Source organism: Pigmentiphaga sp. MLSB6-MA01, from assembly GCF_058793475.1.
Map to the genome: position 1 here is coordinate 1 of NZ_JBXAFV010000004.1, position 16,463 is coordinate 16,463.

Sequence of the window (16,463 nt, forward strand, 5' to 3'; positions counted from 1 at the left end):
TGTTCCCGCCCGAGTTCTGCGCCCGCCCCGTCCACCCTGTCCCCACCGGGAAGTCCCGCGCAGCGGGACCGGCTTCGCTGCGCCCCGCCCGCCCCCCGGCCCCGGTGCCCCGGACAAGACCGGGTAAAGAACATGAATGCCGATTCAGCCTAGCCCCAGGGCACAGCGGATCCGGCTCAGCCGGTCCGCCGTCCGCCAGTGCCCCCCTGGGGGGGCGTCCGAAGGGCGTAGGGGGGTGGTGCTATACTTTCGTTGGCGGGCCCCTTCGCATGGCGGAGCGGTGAATCTGGTCAGGTCGGGAACGAAGCAGCCATAGCTGTAAACCGTCAGTGCCGAAGTCAGGCTCGCCACCCAATTCCGCCTCCCTGGGCACTAAAAACCACACAACCCGGGGCAGGCACTTGGAAAAACCACTTTTTTGCGGTTACCATTAGTTCATCTCGGGCTCTACGCCGACCGATTCCGGCGCCTACCTGCCCCGCTCCCCTCGCGTTTCGCGCTTCCCACGCATCGCCCAGGGGTACTCCCGTCAGGATCCGCGCATATAAAAAAATTCCCCGCAGGGGTCTGGAATCCAAGCACACGCGCCCACATGTATCTATCGATTCACATACCCGTTTACCGCGCACTGCACCACTCTTCTTGCGCTTTGCGCACACCTCCAGAAGGAAAACCATGAGCGACGCGATCAAGCACGTGAGCGACTCCAGCTTCGATGCCGACGTACTTCAAGCCAATGAGCCTGTCCTGGTCGATTACTGGGCGGAATGGTGCGGCCCCTGCAAGATGATCGCCCCGATCCTGGAAGAGGCCGCTTCCCAGTACCAAGGCAAGCTGACGGTCGCCAAGCTGAACGTCGACGACAACAACGCCACGGCGGCCAAGTACGGCATCCGCGGCATTCCGACCCTGATGCTGTTCAAGAACGGCCAGGTCGTGGCAACCAAGGTCGGCGCGCTGTCCAAGTCGCAGCTCACCGCATTCCTGGACAGCTCGCTGTAAACAGGTAGCAAGCCACGGACCGGCCCAGCGCCGGTCCTTTCCGATCAACCTTTACCACGCCCTCTCCTTGCGCACCGGCGGTGCGCCCCGGCCTCGGGATCCAGCCTCCGCCCCAAGAGCAACCAATGCTCTGCGCAAAGTCCTCCAGCGAGGACGTGTCGTCACCAAGAACTCCCCCCGGAGCTTTACCCGAGATGCATCTCAATGAACTGAAGGCGCTGCACGTTTCGCAACTGCTGGAAATGGCCGCCACGCTCGAGATCGAGAATGCCAGCCGCCTGCGCAAGCAGGAGCTGATGTTTGCCATCATGAAGCGACGCGCCAAGCAGGGCGAGCCGATCTTCGGCGATGGCGTGCTGGAAGTGCTGCCCGACGGTTTCGGCTTCCTGCGTTCGCCCGAAACGTCCTACCTCGCCAGCACCGACGACATCTACATTTCGCCCTCTCAGATCCGGCGCTTCAACCTGCATACCGGCGACTCCATCGAGGGCGAGGTCCGCACCCCCAAGGACGGCGAACGCTACTTCGCCCTGGTGAAGGTGGACAAGGTCAACGGCCAGGCGCCCGAGAGCATGAAGCACCGTATCATGTTCGAGAACCTGACCCCGCTGCACCCGAACAAGCCGCTGCGCCTCGAACGCGACATCAAGAGCGAAGAGAACCTGACCGGCCGGATCATGGACATCTTCGCCCCCATCGGCAAGGGCCAGCGCGGCCTGCTGGTGGCAAGCCCGAAATCGGGCAAGACGGTGATGATGCAGCACATCGCGCACGCCATCACCGCCAACCATCCCGACGTCACCATGATCGTCCTGATGATCGACGAGCGTCCGGAAGAAGTGACCGAAATGCAGCGCTCCGTGCGCGGCGAAGTGGTCGCCTCCACCTTCGACGAGCCGGCTACCCGCCACGTGCAAGTGGCCGAGATGGTCATCGAGAAGGCCAAGCGCCTGGTCGAACTCAAGCATGACGTCGTCATCCTGCTCGACTCCATCACCCGCCTGGCCCGCGCCTACAACACCGTGGTTCCCGCCTCGGGCAAAGTGCTGACCGGCGGCGTCGACGCCAACGCCCTGCAGCGCCCCAAGCGCTTCTTCGGCGCGGCGCGCAACATCGAGGAAGGCGGCTCGCTCACCATCATCGGCACCGCCCTGATCGAAACGGGCAGCCGCATGGACGACGTGATCTACGAAGAATTCAAGGGCACCGGCAACAGCGAAGTCCACCTGGAACGCCGCCTGGCCGAGAAGCGCGTCTACCCCGCCATCAACCTGAACAAGTCCGGCACGCGCCGCGAAGAACTGCTGATCAAGCCGGACGTTCTGCAGAAGGTGTGGGTGCTGCGCAAGTTCATCTTCGACATGGACGAGATCCAGTCCATGGAGTTCATCCTGGACAAGATGCGTTCGACGAAGAACAACGCCGAATTCTTCGACATGATGAAGAAGGGCGGGTAGGGAAGCCCACCCCCTACGCCCTTCGGGCGCCCCCTCAAGGGGGCGATGCGGGTGGACCGGCGGAGCCGGATCCACCGCATCCTGGGGTACGACCGGGCTGGTGGGGAGTGTCGTTCTTTCGCATCGCTCTCTTTTCTTGATCGCTCCCGCCAAGCGATGTCTTTAACGCGCAAAACGCCCAAAAACATCGCGCTGATTGCACAAACTCAGGATTCCCGCGATAATTCAGGGCTTAGCTCTAGAAATTGGGCACGTTGTCGGACCGGCGCTCCGTCCAGCAGGTACACGGAAGCCGCCCCCCCAAGGGAAACCGCCCCCAAGGCGCGAACCTTCGTCCCGGCTGGCGACCCGCACACTCCCAAGGAAGACCATGAAAGAAGGCATCCACCCCGAATACCGCGACGTCGTGTTCCAGGATCTGCAGACCGGCAACAAGTTCGTTACCCGCTCGACCCTGAACTCGCGTGAAACCATCGAACTCGATGGCAAGACCTATCCGCTGTTCAAGTGCGACGTGACCTCCGAGTCGCATCCCTTCTACACCGGCGCGCAGACCCGCATCGTCGAAACCGGCCGTGTCGAGAAGTTCCGCGCCCGCTTCGCCCGCACCACCGGTACCGTCAAGACGTCCGCCTGACGGACTCCGTCCGCGCGACCAAAAGGCAGCCTGCGGGCTGCCTTTTTTCTGCGGGCAACCTTCCTTCCCGGCAACGCTGCCGAGGCGCGTGGCGCGAAAATCCGCCCCGCCGCTGCAATTGCTTGCAATCGAGCTTCGCATTCCGCCTTTTTTTGCGTGCCCCGGCCTGCCGGGACACTAGAATCCGTCTTGTGCCTGTTAGGTAATCCCAGCGGTTCGATGCCCCACCGATTCCCGTCCCCCTTCCATACGTCCATCCTGCCGCCCACGCCCGCGCGGCTGACGGCGCTCGCGGCCACGAAACTCCCGCGCTGGGGCCTGCTGGCCCTGTGCCTGCTGTACATCGTGACCGGCCTGGTCATGCGCGAGCCCTGGAAGAGCGAGGACGTCATCGGCCTGGCGCAGATGTGGACCGCCTACGACGGCGGCTGGGCGCAGTGGCTGGCGCCCGAGGCGGCCGGCGTGGCGGTGTCGCAGGAAGGACCGCTGGCGACCTGGGTGGGCGCGCTGTGCATGGCGATTTTTTCGCCGCTGCTGGGCCATATCCTGGCGGGACGCATTCCCAACCTCATCTGGTTCGGCATCGCCAGCACCAGCCTCTGGTATGGCGCCTATCTGCTGGGCCGGCGGGCCGAGGCGCAACCGCTGGCGCTGCCGTTCGGCGGCCAGCCGGAACCGCGCGACTACGGCCGCATGCTGGCCGACGCCGCGCTGCTCCTGCTGCTGGCCACCCTGGGCATCCTGTGGCGGTCCCACGAAACGTCCGCCGAACCGGCCGCCCTCGCCTTCCACGCGCTGGTTTTCTATTCGCTCGCCCGCATGCTCGATCATCCACGCTCCGGCGCGCTGACTCTGGGGCTGGCGCTGGCGGGCGCGTTCCTGGCACGCGGCTTTCCCGCCGTCCTGCCACCGCTGCTTGCCGTCGCCGTCCTGGCCGGCACCTGCTCGGCGCTGCGGCCGGCGGTGCGCTGGATCGCGCTGCTGAGCCTGCCGCTCGGCCTGGCGCTGTCGCTGGCCTGGTGGATCGCCGCCGCCCTGCTCCATCCCTACTGGATGAGCGGCTGGTGGCATTGGAATGCCAGCGTGTTCGGCATGCTGACGCCGCGCGGACTGTCCGACGTGCTGCGCAACATGCCCTGGTTCCTGTGGCCCACCGGGCCGCTGGCGCTGCTCGCGTTGTGGCGGTGGCGCGGCTACCTGCGCTCGCCCCACGTGCAGATCCCGGTGGCGCTGATGCTGGCGGGCCTGGCCATGCTGCTCGCCACCCGCGAGCCGATCGACGCGGAATACCTGGCGCTGGTCATCCCGTGCGCGATGCTGGCCGCGCTCGCGCTGCCCACGCTGCGGCGGGGCCTGATCAATGCCCTGGACTGGTTCGCCGTCATGGTGTTCTCGGCCACGGCCTGCGTGGTCTGGATGGGATGGATCGCCATCATGACCGGCGTGCCGCCCAAGATCGCCCGCAACATCGCCCGCCAGACGCCCGGCTTCGAGGCCGATTTCTCGCTGTTCGCCTTCACCGCCGCGGTCGCCGCCAGCGTGGCCTGGATCGCGCTGATCATCTGGCGCTTCCGCTCGCGTCCAGCCGGACTGTGGCGCGGGACGGTACTGTCGGCGGGCGGCGTCGTCACGTGCTGGCTGCTGATCATGACGCTGTGGCTGCCCTCGATCAACTACAACAAGAGCTATCGCGAAGTCTCGAACGGCATAGCGCAGGCGCTGGCCGCCGAGCGGTCCCGCACGGGCCGGCAAGAGTGCGTGCGCAGCGCCGGCCTCGGGCTGTCGCAGCGCGCCTCGTTCGCGGTCTTCGACAACCTGCGCTTCGAGCTGTCCGGCGACTGCCCCCTCGTACTGCTGCAAGGCAACGCCAGCGTGCTGCGGAACGCGCTTCAGCGCGGCGAGTACGCCGGCAGCCGCGTGCTGTGGGAAGGCACCCGCGCGGCGGAGCTCCGCCGGGCCCCTCAATTCCTCGAGTATTTCATCCTGCTGCGCCCGGTCCCGGCCGGACGCCCCGCCCCGTGACCGACGCCGGGCCCGCGCCCCCTTCCGGCTGGGGCGCGACCCTGCGCCGTATCCTGCAACAGGGCTGGCCGGTCCTGGTCGGCCAGTGGGCCAGCATGGCCTTCGGGGTGCTGGATACCGCGATGACCGGCCATGCCTCGCCCGTCGCGCTTGCCGCCATGGCGCTGGCGGTGTCCATCTATGTCACGGTGTTCATCGGCCTGACCGGCGTGCTGCATGCGCTGATCCCCATCGCCGCCCAGCACTTCGGCGGCCGCCGGCTGGCCGAGATCGGCCGCGCCTGGGGCCAGGCAGTCTGGCTGTCGCTGGGCCTGTCGATCGTTGGCGGCCTGGCGATGCTGTTTCCGGATACCTGGCTCTCGATGTCCGGCGACGTGGATCCAGCGGTGCGGGCCCAGGTGCGCGGCTACCTGGCCATGCTGATCGTCGCCCTGCCCGCGGCGCTCGTCTTCCGTACCGTGTACGCCCTGAACACCGCCGTGTCACGCCCCAAGGTCGTGATGATGATCAACATCGCCGGCATCGGATTCAAGGCGCTGTTCAACTGGCTCTTCATCTACGGCAAGTTCGGCCTGCCCGCGCTGGGCGCCGTGGGCGCGGGGCTGTCGACCGCGCTCGTGTTCTGGATCAGCGTGGGCCTGAGCGTCCTCATCCTTCGCCGCGACCCGTTCTACCGGCAATTCGGCCTGCGCATCGGCCGCCCGGACAGGAAGATGCTGGGGGAACTGCTGCGGCTGGGCCTCCCCATGGGCGGCTCCTACCTGATCGAGGTCACGTCCTTCACTTTCATGGCGCTGCTGGTGGCGCGCGAGGGCATCTACGCCACCGGCGGGCACCAGATCATGGCCAACCTGGTCGCGCTGTGCTTCATGATGCCGCTGGCGCTGGGGGTATCGACCGGCGCGCTCACGGCGCAGGCCATCGGCTCGGGAGATCCGCTGCGCGCCCGGCGCACGGGTTCGGCCGGACTGATGGTCAGCACCGCGGGCGCGCTGCTGACCATCGCGATCGTGATCCTGGCGCGCGGCCCCATCGTCCAGGCCTACACCAGCGATGCCGAGGTCGGCGTGGTTGCGCTGGGGTTGCTGGGCATGCTGGCCTTCTTCCATCTGTTCGATTCGCTGCAGTGCATGACCAGCTACTTGCTGCGCGCCTACAAGATGGCGGTCGGCCCCATGCTGATACAGGCCGGCGCGCTGTGGGGCATCGGCCTGCTGGGAGGATGGTGGCTGGCATTCGGCCCCGGCGCCGGCGCGCTGGGCGGACTGGTCGCGGCGCTGATGCCCGGCGCGCCCACGGGCGCCGGGACCATGTGGTTGATGGCCACCTGCAGCATGGCCATCTCGTCGCTCATGCTGCAGTGCTTCTACTGGCGGGTGGCCGCCCGGCGACCGGCCGCTCCCGAGTCGCCACGGCCCCTGCGCTAGACGCGCAGGAAGTGCTCGCGGTAGTACTTGAGTTCGTCGATGGACTCGTAGATGTCGGCCAGCGCCTCGTGCCGGCTTTTCTTCTCGAACCCCTTGTAGATCTCGGGCTTCCAGCGCCGGCAGAGTTCCTTCAACGTGCTGACGTCCAGGTTGCGGTAGTGGAAAAAAGCTTCGAGCCGCGGCATGTAGCGGACCATGAAGCGGCGGTCCTGGCCGATGGTATTGCCGCACAGGGGCGACTTGCCCGCCGGCACGTATTGGCCCAGGAACTCCAGCAGGATGTCCTCGGCCCGGGCTTCGGCCAGCGAGGAAGCCTTCACTTTGTCGATCAGGCCGCTGCGGCCGTGGGTGGCCTTGTTCCAGTTGTCCATGCCGTCGAGCAACTCGTCGGACTGGTGCAGGACCAGGACCGGTCCTTCGGCCACCACTTCGAGCTGGGCGTCGGTCACGACCACCGCGACTTCGATGATCCGTTCCTTTTCCGGATCCAGGCCCGTCATTTCCATGTCGAGCCAAACCAGGTGATTTTCGTTCAACGCCATATAATCGGTGCTCCGGAACCATGCATGAATCGCGCGCGCGGCGCCATGGCGGCGGCGCGGGCACAAATGGCAATTTTCTCACAGGCTGGCGCCTCCGCTTTCCGGACCCCAATCGGGATCCGCCGGGGCTTACGCGTACGCCCCTCTGACTACGAGCCGTCATCGTGTTTACCCTGCTGTTCGTCTTGATGCTGCTGGCCGGCGTCGCCACGCGCCTGTGGCTTGCCACGCGCCAGACCCGCCACGTCGCGCTGCACCGCGACCGCGTACCGGCCGAGTTCACCGACCGTATCGGAGAAACCAGCCACCGGCGGGCGGCCGACTACACCATCGCCCGCATCCGCTTCGACATCGTGGCGCTGCTGTTCGACACCTCCGTGCTGATCGGCCTGACGCTGCTGGGCGGGCTGCAGGCGCTGAACGAACTGGCCGCTTCGCTGGCCTCGTCCGACTTCGTCCGCCAATTGTTGCTGGTCGCGATGGCGGCTGCGCTGCTCTCCGTCGTGGACCTGCCCTTCACGCTGTGGCGCCAATTCGTGCTGGAGGCCCGGTTCGGGTTCAATCGGATGACCTGGCGGCTGTTCGCCGCCGATACCGTGAAAGGTCTCGCGCTGGCCGTGCTGTTCGGGCTGCCGCTGCTATCGGCGCTGCTGTGGCTCATGGCCGACGCCGGCCCCTACTGGTGGCTCTGGGGCTGGGGCCTGTGGATCGTGTTCAACATTTCGGTCATGTTGCTGTTTCCCACGGTCATCGCCCCGCTGTTCAACAAGTTCACCCCGCTGGCCGACGAGGCGCTGGCCGAGCGGATCCAGGCGCTGGCCCGCCGCACCGGCTTCGCGCTGAACGGCCTTTTCGTCATGGACGGCTCCAAGCGATCCGCCCACGGCAACGCCTATTTCACCGGCTTTGGCAAGAGCAAGCGCATCGTCTTCTTCGACACGCTGCTGGCCCGCCTCGCCCCCGAGGAAATCGAGGCCGTGCTGGCGCACGAACTCGGCCATTTCAAGCACCGCCACATCCTCAAGCGGCTGATCTTCAGCTTCGGCGTGTCGCTGGTGTTCTTCGCCCTGCTGGGCTGGCTGTCCCGGCAAGTATGGTTCTACACCGGACTCGGCACCCTGCCCCTGCTGGAGGGGCACAATGACGGCCTGGCCCTGATCCTGTTCTTCCTCGTGGCGCCGGTGTTCACCTTCGCGTTCATCCCGCTCGCGAGCTGGTACTCCCGCAAGCACGAGTTCGAAGCCGACCGCTTCGCCAGCGAACAGACCGATCCCGCCAACCTGGTCTCCGCGCTGGTCAAGCTCTATGACGACAACGCCGCCACGCTCACCCCCGACCCCGTGCACTCGGCCTTCTACGACTCGCATCCGCCCGCCAGCATACGCATAGGCAGGCTGCGGGCCGCGCCGCATGCCGCCCCACTCGATCGTCTCCAGGAACCGGCATGAATCGCGTCTTGAGTATCGAACAACTGCGCGCGGGCCGTTGCGTGCCGATGAAAAACCGGTCGCCCATGAGTTCCGCGCACATCGACGAGCAGATCCATGTGCTGCCCATCTGGGCGCGGCGCGGCGAGGTCCTGGAGCGCGACTACGAGTTCGCCGACTTTGCCCGGGCCATTGCCTTCGTGAACGCCGTCGCCGACGTCGCCGGCCAGGAGAACCATCACCCCGAGATGCTGGTGGGCCACGGCCGGGTACGCGTCCACTACAGCACCCGAGAGATAGGCGGGATCTCCATCAACGACTTCATCTGTGCGGCCAAGATAGACGCGCGCTACGAACCATGAAAGCGCCCAGGCATACTCCGGGAACCGGCCTGCAGGGCCGCGTCGTGGCCGCCTTCGGACGGCATTTCACGGTCGAATGCGACGACGGCTCGACCCGCCAATGCTACCCGCGGGGCAAGAAGGGCACCGCCGCCGTGGGCGACCGGGTCGAGGTGGCCCCCGAAGGTCCGGCCGGAGGCGCCATCCAGTCGGTCCTGCCGCGCCGCAACCTGCTCTACCGCTCCGACGAAATGCGGACCAAGCAGTTCGCCGCCAACGTCGACCAGTTGCTCATCGTGGTGGCGACCGAGCCCGATTTTTCCGACGAACTGGTCGGCCGCGCCCTGGTTGGCGCCTTCAATGCCGACATCTCCCCCGTCGTCATCCTGAACAAGGTCGACCGCCCGGCCGGCCTCGAGGCCGCGCGCCGCAAGCTGGCGCCCATCCAGGCGCTGGGCGTGCCGGTGCTCGAGCTCTGCGCTCGCGACACCGCCGCCACGCAGGCCGCGCTGGCGCCCAGGCTGGCCGGCCAGACCAGCCTGCTGCTCGGGCAGAGCGGCATGGGCAAGTCCACCCTGCTCAACGCCCTGGTCCCGAACGCCCTGGCCGCCACCCAGGAGCACTCGCAGGCGCTCGGCGCCGGCAAGCACACGACCACCAGCACCCGCCTGTACCACCTGCCCGCCACGCTCGCCTCCGGAGCCGACCTGATCGACTCGCCGGGATTCCAGGCCTTCGGCCTGCAGCACCTGGACAGCGCGCAGATCGTGCAGGGTTTCCCCGAATTCTCGCCCTACCTGGGCCACTGCCGCTTCTACAACTGCACCCACATCCACGAGCCGGGATGCGCCGTGCTGGAAGCCCTGGAAGCCGGCCGGATCGCGCCCCAGCGCCACGCGCTCTATGGCCGGCTGCTGGACGAACTGCTGCTCGGCCAACGCTATTGAGCCTTCAGAACCTGAAGAAATATCCGATCGGCAAAACAATCGTTTGGCGTTATGGTGATCGGCGGTACGCTCGGCGGAACCCTCCCTACGTCCCTTCAGGAGCATTCCGTGGCTTACGCGGCAATCCGGACACTGATCCAGAAACTCTCCAGCCAGCCCGATCTGCATGCTGCGCTGCGGCTGGCCCCCGATGGCACCGTCCTGGGCAGGTTCTACGAATTCGAGCTTGCCAGCGGCTTCCAGCCGGTGATCCGCATCGATACGCGCGCGGTGGCCGGCTATGACGCCTACGCCCGTTCGCACGCGACCGACGGCGACGTCATCAGCCCCTGGGGCCTGTTTTCGCGGGCGGCGGACGACGCCACGCTGGTACGCCTGGACCGGCTGTGCCGCCTGGTCCATACGCTGAATTATTTTTCGAAATCCGATGCCGCCCACCCGCTCTACCTGCGGGTCCATGGCCGGCTGCTGGCCGCCATCACGCAGGACCATGGCCTGGCCTTCCGGCGCATGATAGAAGCGCTGGGCATCCCGCCTGCCCGCATCGTGCTGCAACTGCCCGCGGAAGCCGCGCGGGACGTCCTCCTGGCCGGCATGATCCTGGGAAACTACAGGAAAGCGGGTTTCCAGTCGGGCGTGCATGCCAACAACGCCGTCGAAGCGCAGTCGCTGCTGCACCTGCATGCGCCGGACGTCATCAAGCTGGACCTGCGCACGGTGGCCGATCCGGAGCGCGAACTTCCCGCGCTGCTGGAAACAGCGGCGGGACTTTCGTGCCAGGTGGTATTCAAGCACGTCGAGGACGAGGCCAGCCTGGCCCGCCTCGCGGGGCTCGGCGCGCAATACGCCCAGGGATACCTGTTCGGCGTCCCATCGGCCGCGCTCGCGCCGCCGCTCACCCGCTCACCCGGATAACGGTCAGAACGTCAGCCGCACGCCCATGACGATGTTCCGGCCCATCAGCGGCGCGGCATTCTTGATGAACGACGTATGCCGGTAGGCAAGCTTGTTCGTCAGGTTGTTGGCCCGGACATAGATCTGATAACGGGTTCCGCTCATGCGTCCTTCGTAGGCGGCGCCAAGGTTCAGCATCGTATAGCCGGCCGTCTCGGTCTCGAAATCGGCCACCTTGTCCTGCCGCCCCACGTATGACAGTTCGACGTCGCCGCTCCAGGCTTGCCACTTCGCGTCGAGCCGCGTGCCGATCCGGTAGGCGGGAATCCGCGGAAGATTGCCGCCGCCATCCAGTTTCGCGCGCACGTAGTCGCCCATCAGCGAGACGGCGAATATGCGGTCGATCTGGTGGCGCACCTTGGCCTCCAGCCCGGTGAAGGTGGCATCGTGCTGCGTGTACTCCAGCAGTTGCAGATTCTGGTAGACGTCCAGCGTGCGGCCATAGATGAAGTTATCCATCTTGTTGTGGAACACCGAGACCGAGAAGGTCGTGGGCCCGGCGAACTTGCGCAGCGTGAGATCGATGTTGTTGGACGTTTCCTTCTTCAGGTTGGCGTTGCCGATCTCGTAGGTGGACGTGGCCAGGTGCAGGCCATTGGCATAGAGCTCCTCGGCGGTCGGCAGGCGATGCGAACGCGACGCCGACACGCCCAGCGAATACTGCGGCGCGAACTTCCAGACGGCGCCGGCCGACACCGAGGTGCCGCTGTGCCGGGTATCGGGCGCGCCGCCCTGCACATCGATACGCTGCCATTCGTGCCGCAGCCCGCCCTCGAAGCGCCAGTTGCCCACCGTGTATTCCTCGAGCGCGAACAGGCCGTTGTTGCGCGTGACGCTGGGCTGTACGTAGGCCTCCTCGCCCAGGGCGCTGAAGGCGCGGCGGGTCGTCTGCGCGCCGATGACTCCCCGCAGCCCGCCGATGGGCGCATGCTCCAGTTCCACGCGGCCGTCGTGCGCCTTGTTCTTGAAGGTGGTGGCGACCGTGTCGCCCTCGATCTCGTCATGCTGGTAATCGGTGAAGCCGGCGCGCACACGCAACCGGGTAAAGCCGGCGAAGGGATCGCGCAGTTCGCCGCGCACATCCCAGCGCTGGCTGCGCAGCTTCACGAAGGGCACGCCATGGCTGCCTCCGTCCTCGCCATGATCATGGCCGTCCTCATCCTCGTGGCCATGGCCGTCGCCCGGGCAGTGCAGGTGCGCGCCATGAGCGTGGCAGCCTTCGTAGGCATGATCGTGGCCCGGCAGGCCATAGCGATTGCGCTGGCTCGTGTAGGCCACTCCGATGTAGCCGCGGTCCCCCACCCACGACAGGCCCACGCTGCCGGTCTCGGTGTGGTTGTACGAACCGTCCACCCGGTTGCCGCCGGCCCAGCCCCGGCCCACCTTGTAGTCGTTGGCGTTGCGCTTGAGCCCTTCGGCGTGGAAGACCAGGCCCTTGCCGCCGGTGGTCAGTTCGAACGCGCCGGCGGTCTCGCGCGGGCCGGTCGCGCCGCGCAGCTCCACGCTGCCTTCCACGGCGTTCTCGGGCATCTCGGTCGGAATCTTGTTGTCGAGCACGTTGACCACGCCGCCCACCGCTCCGCCGCCATACAGCAGGGCCGCCGGGCCGCGCAGCACCTCCACCCGCTGGGACAGCATGGGCTCGAGCCCCACCGCGTGATCCGGACTGATGGTGGAAGCGTCCTGGACCTCGGCGCCATCGGACACGATCTTGACCCGCGCGCCGTCCATGCCCCGGATGATGGGGCGGCTGGCTCCCGCGCCGAAATGCGACGATGTGATGCCCGGCTCCTGCTCCAGCGTTTCTCCCAGCGTGGCTGCACGCCTGGTCAGCAACGCGTCTTCGTCCAGCACGGTCACCGGCGCGGCCAGGTCCTGCTCGCTGCGCGACAGGGGCGTGGCGGACACGGTGACTTCCCTGAGGGTCGGCGGCGCGGGTTCGGCGGACGGCGCGGCCTGCGCCCAGGCCGCCGCGGGCACGCAACCCCAGGAAATGCTCATCAGTGCCAATACGAGGGGGTTCGGCCTTCCCGACATGCTACGGTTCCTTTTTCGATATAAGTGGCGCAATACGGCAGCCGGCACGTGTGGACCGTGCCCTGCCGCGACCGGAATTCTTGCTCAGAACCGATATTAATGCAACTTTATTGCATATGCATGAAAGTTGCACTTGGGAGAAAATTCGATGCTCGACGGTTCCGGCCAGCGCCTGCATGGCCGCCTGCTGGGCCATGCGGACCTTGCCGAGGCGCAAGCCCTGGTGCCTGCCTGGTTGCCCCTGGCCCCTTCATTGCGCGCCGCGCTGCCGGTGGTCTGGACCCGCCTGCTCGGCCAGAGCGGTTTCAACGCCGACGTCATCGAAGACCTGAATCGGCCGCCCGGACAACGCCTGGTGGGCCTGGGCATGGCGATCGCGCTCGACGGCGAATGGCGGCAGCGCCTGGCCCACTCGCCGCCGCCCTTCGCGTCGGCGGCGCTTTATGCCGCGCTGGCCGACGGACGCTATCAACCGCCTTCCGACAAGGAGCTCGCGCGCCTGAGCGGCCGCGGGGAAGTCGCCTTTCTCGTCCTGCACTACGAACAGGTGCTCAAGGATCTGGCCAACCCCGACACGGTGGAGATGCTGGGCGTGGCCATGACAAGATTCCGCCAGGCACACGCGGGCTACCGCCTGCAGCACCTCTACCAGGAAGGCCTGGGCGAACAGGTGGCCTACTTGCAAAGCATGGGCTTTCGCGCCCGCACGGCACGCGGGCAAGAAGGCGTCCCCGAACTCTACGGCCTCAGCCGCGACGAAGCCGCGCGCCTGCTGCCGGGTTCGCCCGTGCGCGATGCCTTCCAGTTCACTCCGCCGCGCTTTGGCTTCTCGGCCGCCGAACGCCGGCTGCTGCGGCTGGCGGTCACGCAACTCACGGACGAGGAAATCGGCGATGAACTGGGCATGTCGCTGCATGGCGTGAAAAAACTCTGGCGCTCGGCACAGCAGCGTTCGCTGCAGGCCATGCCCAGCCTGTTCGACGGCCTGGCCGGCAACGAAGCCGACACCGGTGCGCGCGGCCCCGAGAAGCGCCGCACGCTGTTGCATTACCTGCGCCAGCATCCGGAGGAACTGCGGCCCTACCTGAGCCCGGCACCCGACAAGGCGGTACCCAAATAGAGGTCTACCGGCGGCCGCGGCAAAGGACGAACATCCGGGCATTCCCACTATCGCCCCATGCCCGCCATGTTCGACCTCATTTCCTGTCTTTCGCCGCGCCGTGCGGTGGCAGCCCTCGCCAGCGCCGCCTGGCTGCTTTCCGCCTGCGGCGGCGGCGAAGCCCCATCATCCGCGGCGGCTCCCCGGCCAGGTGAACCACCCTCCGCGCCGTCCGAGCCCACCGACCTCCAGGCCACCCCCGCCGGCGCGCCCGAGGGCCTCTCCACCTCGGCCAGCATCGGCACCATGGGCGGCACCTTGACGAGCGCCGACGGCCTGCTCCAGATCAGCGTGCCGCCCGGCGCGTTCGCTCACCCCACGGAGGTGGCGATCCAGCCCATCGCCAACACCGCCCACGGCGGCCGCGGCCGGGCCTACCGCATCACACCGGAGGGCCTGCATGGCATCACGCCCATGGCGCTGCGCTTCCGGGTCGACGAGGCCATGCTGCAGGGCAGCGCGCTGGGAGCCATGAGCATCGCCACCCAGGACGACCAGGGACGGTGGCATGTCCACCTGCGGCCCGTGCGTGACGAAGCCGCACGTACGCTGGAGATACAGACCACGCACTTCAGCGACTGGGCGATCGTCGCCGGGGCGCAGCTGCGGCCGGGCACGGCCACCGTCCCCGTAGCGGAGTCGATCGATCTCTCGCTGGTGACCTGCGCGGCCGAGGCCGATGGCGATGGCATCACTGCCACGCTGGATGCCTGCGTCGAGCAGCCCGCGGCGGTGGGCGAACTGTCCGGCTGGGCCGTCAACGGCGTCACCGGCGGCGGGTACTCGTTCGGCACCATCACCGAAATTCCGCTCACGCATCCCGGACCTAGCGAGATCCCGCATCGCGCGCGCTTCGACGCGCCCGTGGCGGTACCCGCGCGCAATCCCGTGGCGGTATCCGTGCGCTACCAGGAACTGGCGCCGGGCGTCCCGCCCGTCACGCTGGTCTCGAACGTGCTCGTCACCAAGTACCACGATTGCCGCTGGATGCGGGACACCGCGTCGCTGCACTTCGAACTCGAACTGGAATATCGCTACGATGGCCCCGGACCGGAAGGGCACACCTCTCTTCATCAATCCGGCGCCATCCGCGGTGAATTGCAGAGCGTCTACCAGAACGATCTCCAGGGTGCCTGGCAGGCGCTGACCACCCAAGGCACCGCCTTCCTGAACGACCTGATCGCCAAGAGCGACGACACCTGGCGGCTGTCCGGCAGCGGCGTCCCCGCCATCGGCAGCGGCATCGATGCCGACCGGTCCAGCGGAGCCCAGCTGGTGGTCAACTACGGCGACTGCACCTACCACTTCGGCGGACGGGTCGCCGTGCTGGCCAGCAGCGGCAAACCCCACGATCCGCCCCGTGTCACTGAAGTCGGCAGCTTCGCCTTCGGCGGCTTCGTTCCCATCGACCGTCTCGACGGCATCGGCGGCTACAAGCAAATGCCGCTGCGCGATGTGGCCGGCGCCATCGGCACCTACGCTCCCGGCGGCCTGGGTTACGGCGTCTCGGACGGCCGGGCCGCCGTGCGCTGGATCGTTCACCGCATGACGTACTGAAGCCGCCATGCCCCGCACCGGGCCTTGCCCTTGACGAGGAACTTCCCATGAAACACCAACGATGGCTGCGCCTGCTGGGCATCGCCCTGGGCGCGCCCGCAGCGCTGGCTGCCCTGGCGGTCGCCACCGGTCTGCTGCTTGCCGAGTGGCGCATGCACCGCCGGGTGGACGTACCGGTACACGCCGTGGCCTACCGCGACGAAGCCACGGTCCTGGAACGGGGGCGCTATCTTTACGCCTCGCGAGGCTGCGCGGACTGCCACGGCGGCAACGGCGGCGGCCGGACGTTCGCGCAAGGCGGCGGCCTGACCCTGGCAGGCCCCGACATCACACCCGCCGGCGTGGCGGGCGCCTACCAGCCCGTGGACTGGGTGCGCACCATCCGCCACGGCGTGACCCCGCAGGGACGCGCGCTGATGATGATGCCCAGCGAAGACTACAACGGCTTCACCGACGACGATCTCGCCGCGATCGTGGCCTATCTCCGTTCATTGCCGCCGCAATCCGGACGGACCGCGATCGTCGAGCTGCCGCTGCCGATGAAGGCCATGTATGGCTTCGGCGCGATCCCCGACGCCGCATCGCGCATCGACCACGCGAAACCGCCACGGCAGGCGGTGCCCGAAGGCGTGACGCTGCGGCATGGCGAATACGTCGCCAGCATGTGCGTGGGTTGCCACGGCGTGGGCCTGGTGGGCGGCAAGATACGCGGCGGCGCGCCCGACTGGCCGCCCGCCGCCCGGCTTGCCGCCGGCGAGGGCAGCGTGATGGACCACTACCCCGACGCCGACTCGCTGATCGCCATGTTCCGCAGCGGCAAGCGGCCGGATGGCTCGGCCGTGCAGGTCATGCCGTTCGACTCCTTGGCGCAGATGAGCGAAACCGACGTGAGGGCACTGCATCTGTACCTGACGGCCCGATGAACCGCGGGAGCCCGCCTCGTCCGGCCGGCTC

Annotated in this window: 14 protein-coding genes and 1 other RNA gene; 13 read left to right on the plus strand and 2 right to left on the minus strand. The window is 67.3% G+C overall.

What is annotated here, in order from left to right; all coding sequences use genetic code 11:
- Positions 1 to 254 precede the first annotated feature (254 nt).
- The 6 genes from ffs (at position 255) to AC1Q6E_RS07705 (ending at position 6,545) form a co-directional block, all read left to right on the plus strand.
- Positions 255 to 352: signal recognition particle sRNA small type (gene ffs / locus AC1Q6E_RS07680), an RNA gene on the plus strand.
- A 323-nt stretch (positions 353 to 675) separates the two neighbouring features.
- Positions 676 to 1,002, plus strand: coding sequence for a thioredoxin TrxA (gene trxA / locus AC1Q6E_RS07685; protein WP_152794070.1), 327 nt, complete (start codon positions 676 to 678; stop codon positions 1,000 to 1,002).
- A 194-nt stretch (positions 1,003 to 1,196) separates the two neighbouring features.
- Complete coding sequence (rho, locus tag AC1Q6E_RS07690; protein WP_152794072.1) at positions 1,197 to 2,459, plus strand: transcription termination factor Rho; 1,263 nt, start codon at positions 1,197 to 1,199, stop codon at positions 2,457 to 2,459.
- Positions 2,460 to 2,829: 370 nt separating this feature from the next.
- Positions 2,830 to 3,096 (plus strand): type B 50S ribosomal protein L31, encoded by a 267-nt coding sequence (locus tag AC1Q6E_RS07695; protein ID WP_152794075.1) that lies wholly within the window; start codon positions 2,830 to 2,832, stop codon positions 3,094 to 3,096.
- Between the two features lie 219 nt (positions 3,097 to 3,315).
- Positions 3,316 to 5,118: an ArnT family glycosyltransferase gene (locus AC1Q6E_RS07700; RefSeq protein ID WP_492572511.1), complete on the plus strand. Its 1,803-nt coding sequence runs from the start codon at positions 3,316 to 3,318 to the stop codon at positions 5,116 to 5,118.
- Positions 5,115 to 6,545, plus strand: a complete 1,431-nt coding sequence (locus AC1Q6E_RS07705) for an MATE family efflux transporter (RefSeq protein ID WP_296556369.1) — start codon at positions 5,115 to 5,117, stop codon at positions 6,543 to 6,545. The genes AC1Q6E_RS07700 and AC1Q6E_RS07705 overlap by 4 nt, the downstream gene beginning before the upstream one ends.
- Here AC1Q6E_RS07705 and orn read toward each other — a convergent pair.
- A complete protein-coding gene (orn, locus tag AC1Q6E_RS07710) occupies positions 6,542 to 7,087 on the minus strand; it encodes an oligoribonuclease (RefSeq protein WP_152794079.1) in 546 nt (181 codons plus the stop codon). The genes AC1Q6E_RS07705 and orn overlap by 4 nt on opposite strands.
- 164 nt (positions 7,088 to 7,251) lie before the next feature.
- Between orn and AC1Q6E_RS07715 the strand changes: the two genes are divergently transcribed.
- The 4 genes from AC1Q6E_RS07715 (at position 7,252) to AC1Q6E_RS07730 (ending at position 10,717) form a co-directional block, all read left to right on the plus strand.
- Positions 7,252 to 8,535, plus strand: a complete 1,284-nt coding sequence (locus AC1Q6E_RS07715; protein ID WP_296556370.1) for a M48 family metallopeptidase — start codon at positions 7,252 to 7,254, stop codon at positions 8,533 to 8,535.
- Positions 8,532 to 8,876 carry a 4a-hydroxytetrahydrobiopterin dehydratase gene (locus AC1Q6E_RS07720; RefSeq protein ID WP_152794081.1) on the plus strand — a complete coding sequence of 115 codons (345 nt, stop codon included), beginning with the start codon at positions 8,532 to 8,534 and terminating at the stop codon, positions 8,874 to 8,876. Before AC1Q6E_RS07715 ends, AC1Q6E_RS07720 begins: the two co-directional genes overlap by 4 nt.
- Entirely contained in the window at positions 8,873 to 9,802 is a 930-nt protein-coding gene (rsgA, locus tag AC1Q6E_RS07725; protein WP_296556374.1) for a ribosome small subunit-dependent GTPase A, read from the plus strand. The genes AC1Q6E_RS07720 and rsgA overlap by 4 nt, the downstream gene beginning before the upstream one ends.
- 108 nt (positions 9,803 to 9,910) lie before the next feature.
- A complete protein-coding gene (locus tag AC1Q6E_RS07730; protein WP_492572512.1) occupies positions 9,911 to 10,717 on the plus strand; it encodes an EAL domain-containing protein in 807 nt (268 codons plus the stop codon).
- Positions 10,718 to 10,720: 3 nt separating this feature from the next.
- On the opposite strand, the gene AC1Q6E_RS07735 is transcribed toward AC1Q6E_RS07730, so the two are convergent.
- Positions 10,721 to 12,793 (minus strand): TonB-dependent receptor domain-containing protein, encoded by a 2,073-nt coding sequence (locus tag AC1Q6E_RS07735; protein ID WP_296556378.1) that lies wholly within the window; start codon positions 12,791 to 12,793, stop codon positions 10,721 to 10,723.
- A 148-nt stretch (positions 12,794 to 12,941) separates the two neighbouring features.
- Between AC1Q6E_RS07735 and AC1Q6E_RS07740 the strand changes: the two genes are divergently transcribed.
- The 3 genes from AC1Q6E_RS07740 to AC1Q6E_RS07750 are packed head-to-tail and all read left to right on the plus strand — an operon-like array spanning position 12,942 to position 16,432.
- Positions 12,942 to 13,913: a helix-turn-helix transcriptional regulator gene (locus AC1Q6E_RS07740; protein WP_152794088.1), complete on the plus strand. Its 972-nt coding sequence runs from the start codon at positions 12,942 to 12,944 to the stop codon at positions 13,911 to 13,913.
- A 57-nt stretch (positions 13,914 to 13,970) separates the two neighbouring features.
- Positions 13,971 to 15,509 carry a hypothetical protein gene (locus tag AC1Q6E_RS07745; protein ID WP_492572513.1) on the plus strand — a complete coding sequence of 513 codons (1,539 nt, stop codon included), beginning with the start codon at positions 13,971 to 13,973 and terminating at the stop codon, positions 15,507 to 15,509.
- A gap of 47 nt (positions 15,510 to 15,556) precedes the next feature.
- Positions 15,557 to 16,432 (plus strand): c-type cytochrome, encoded by an 876-nt coding sequence (locus tag AC1Q6E_RS07750; RefSeq protein WP_296556381.1) that lies wholly within the window; start codon positions 15,557 to 15,559, stop codon positions 16,430 to 16,432.
- Positions 16,433 to 16,463 lie beyond the last annotated feature (31 nt).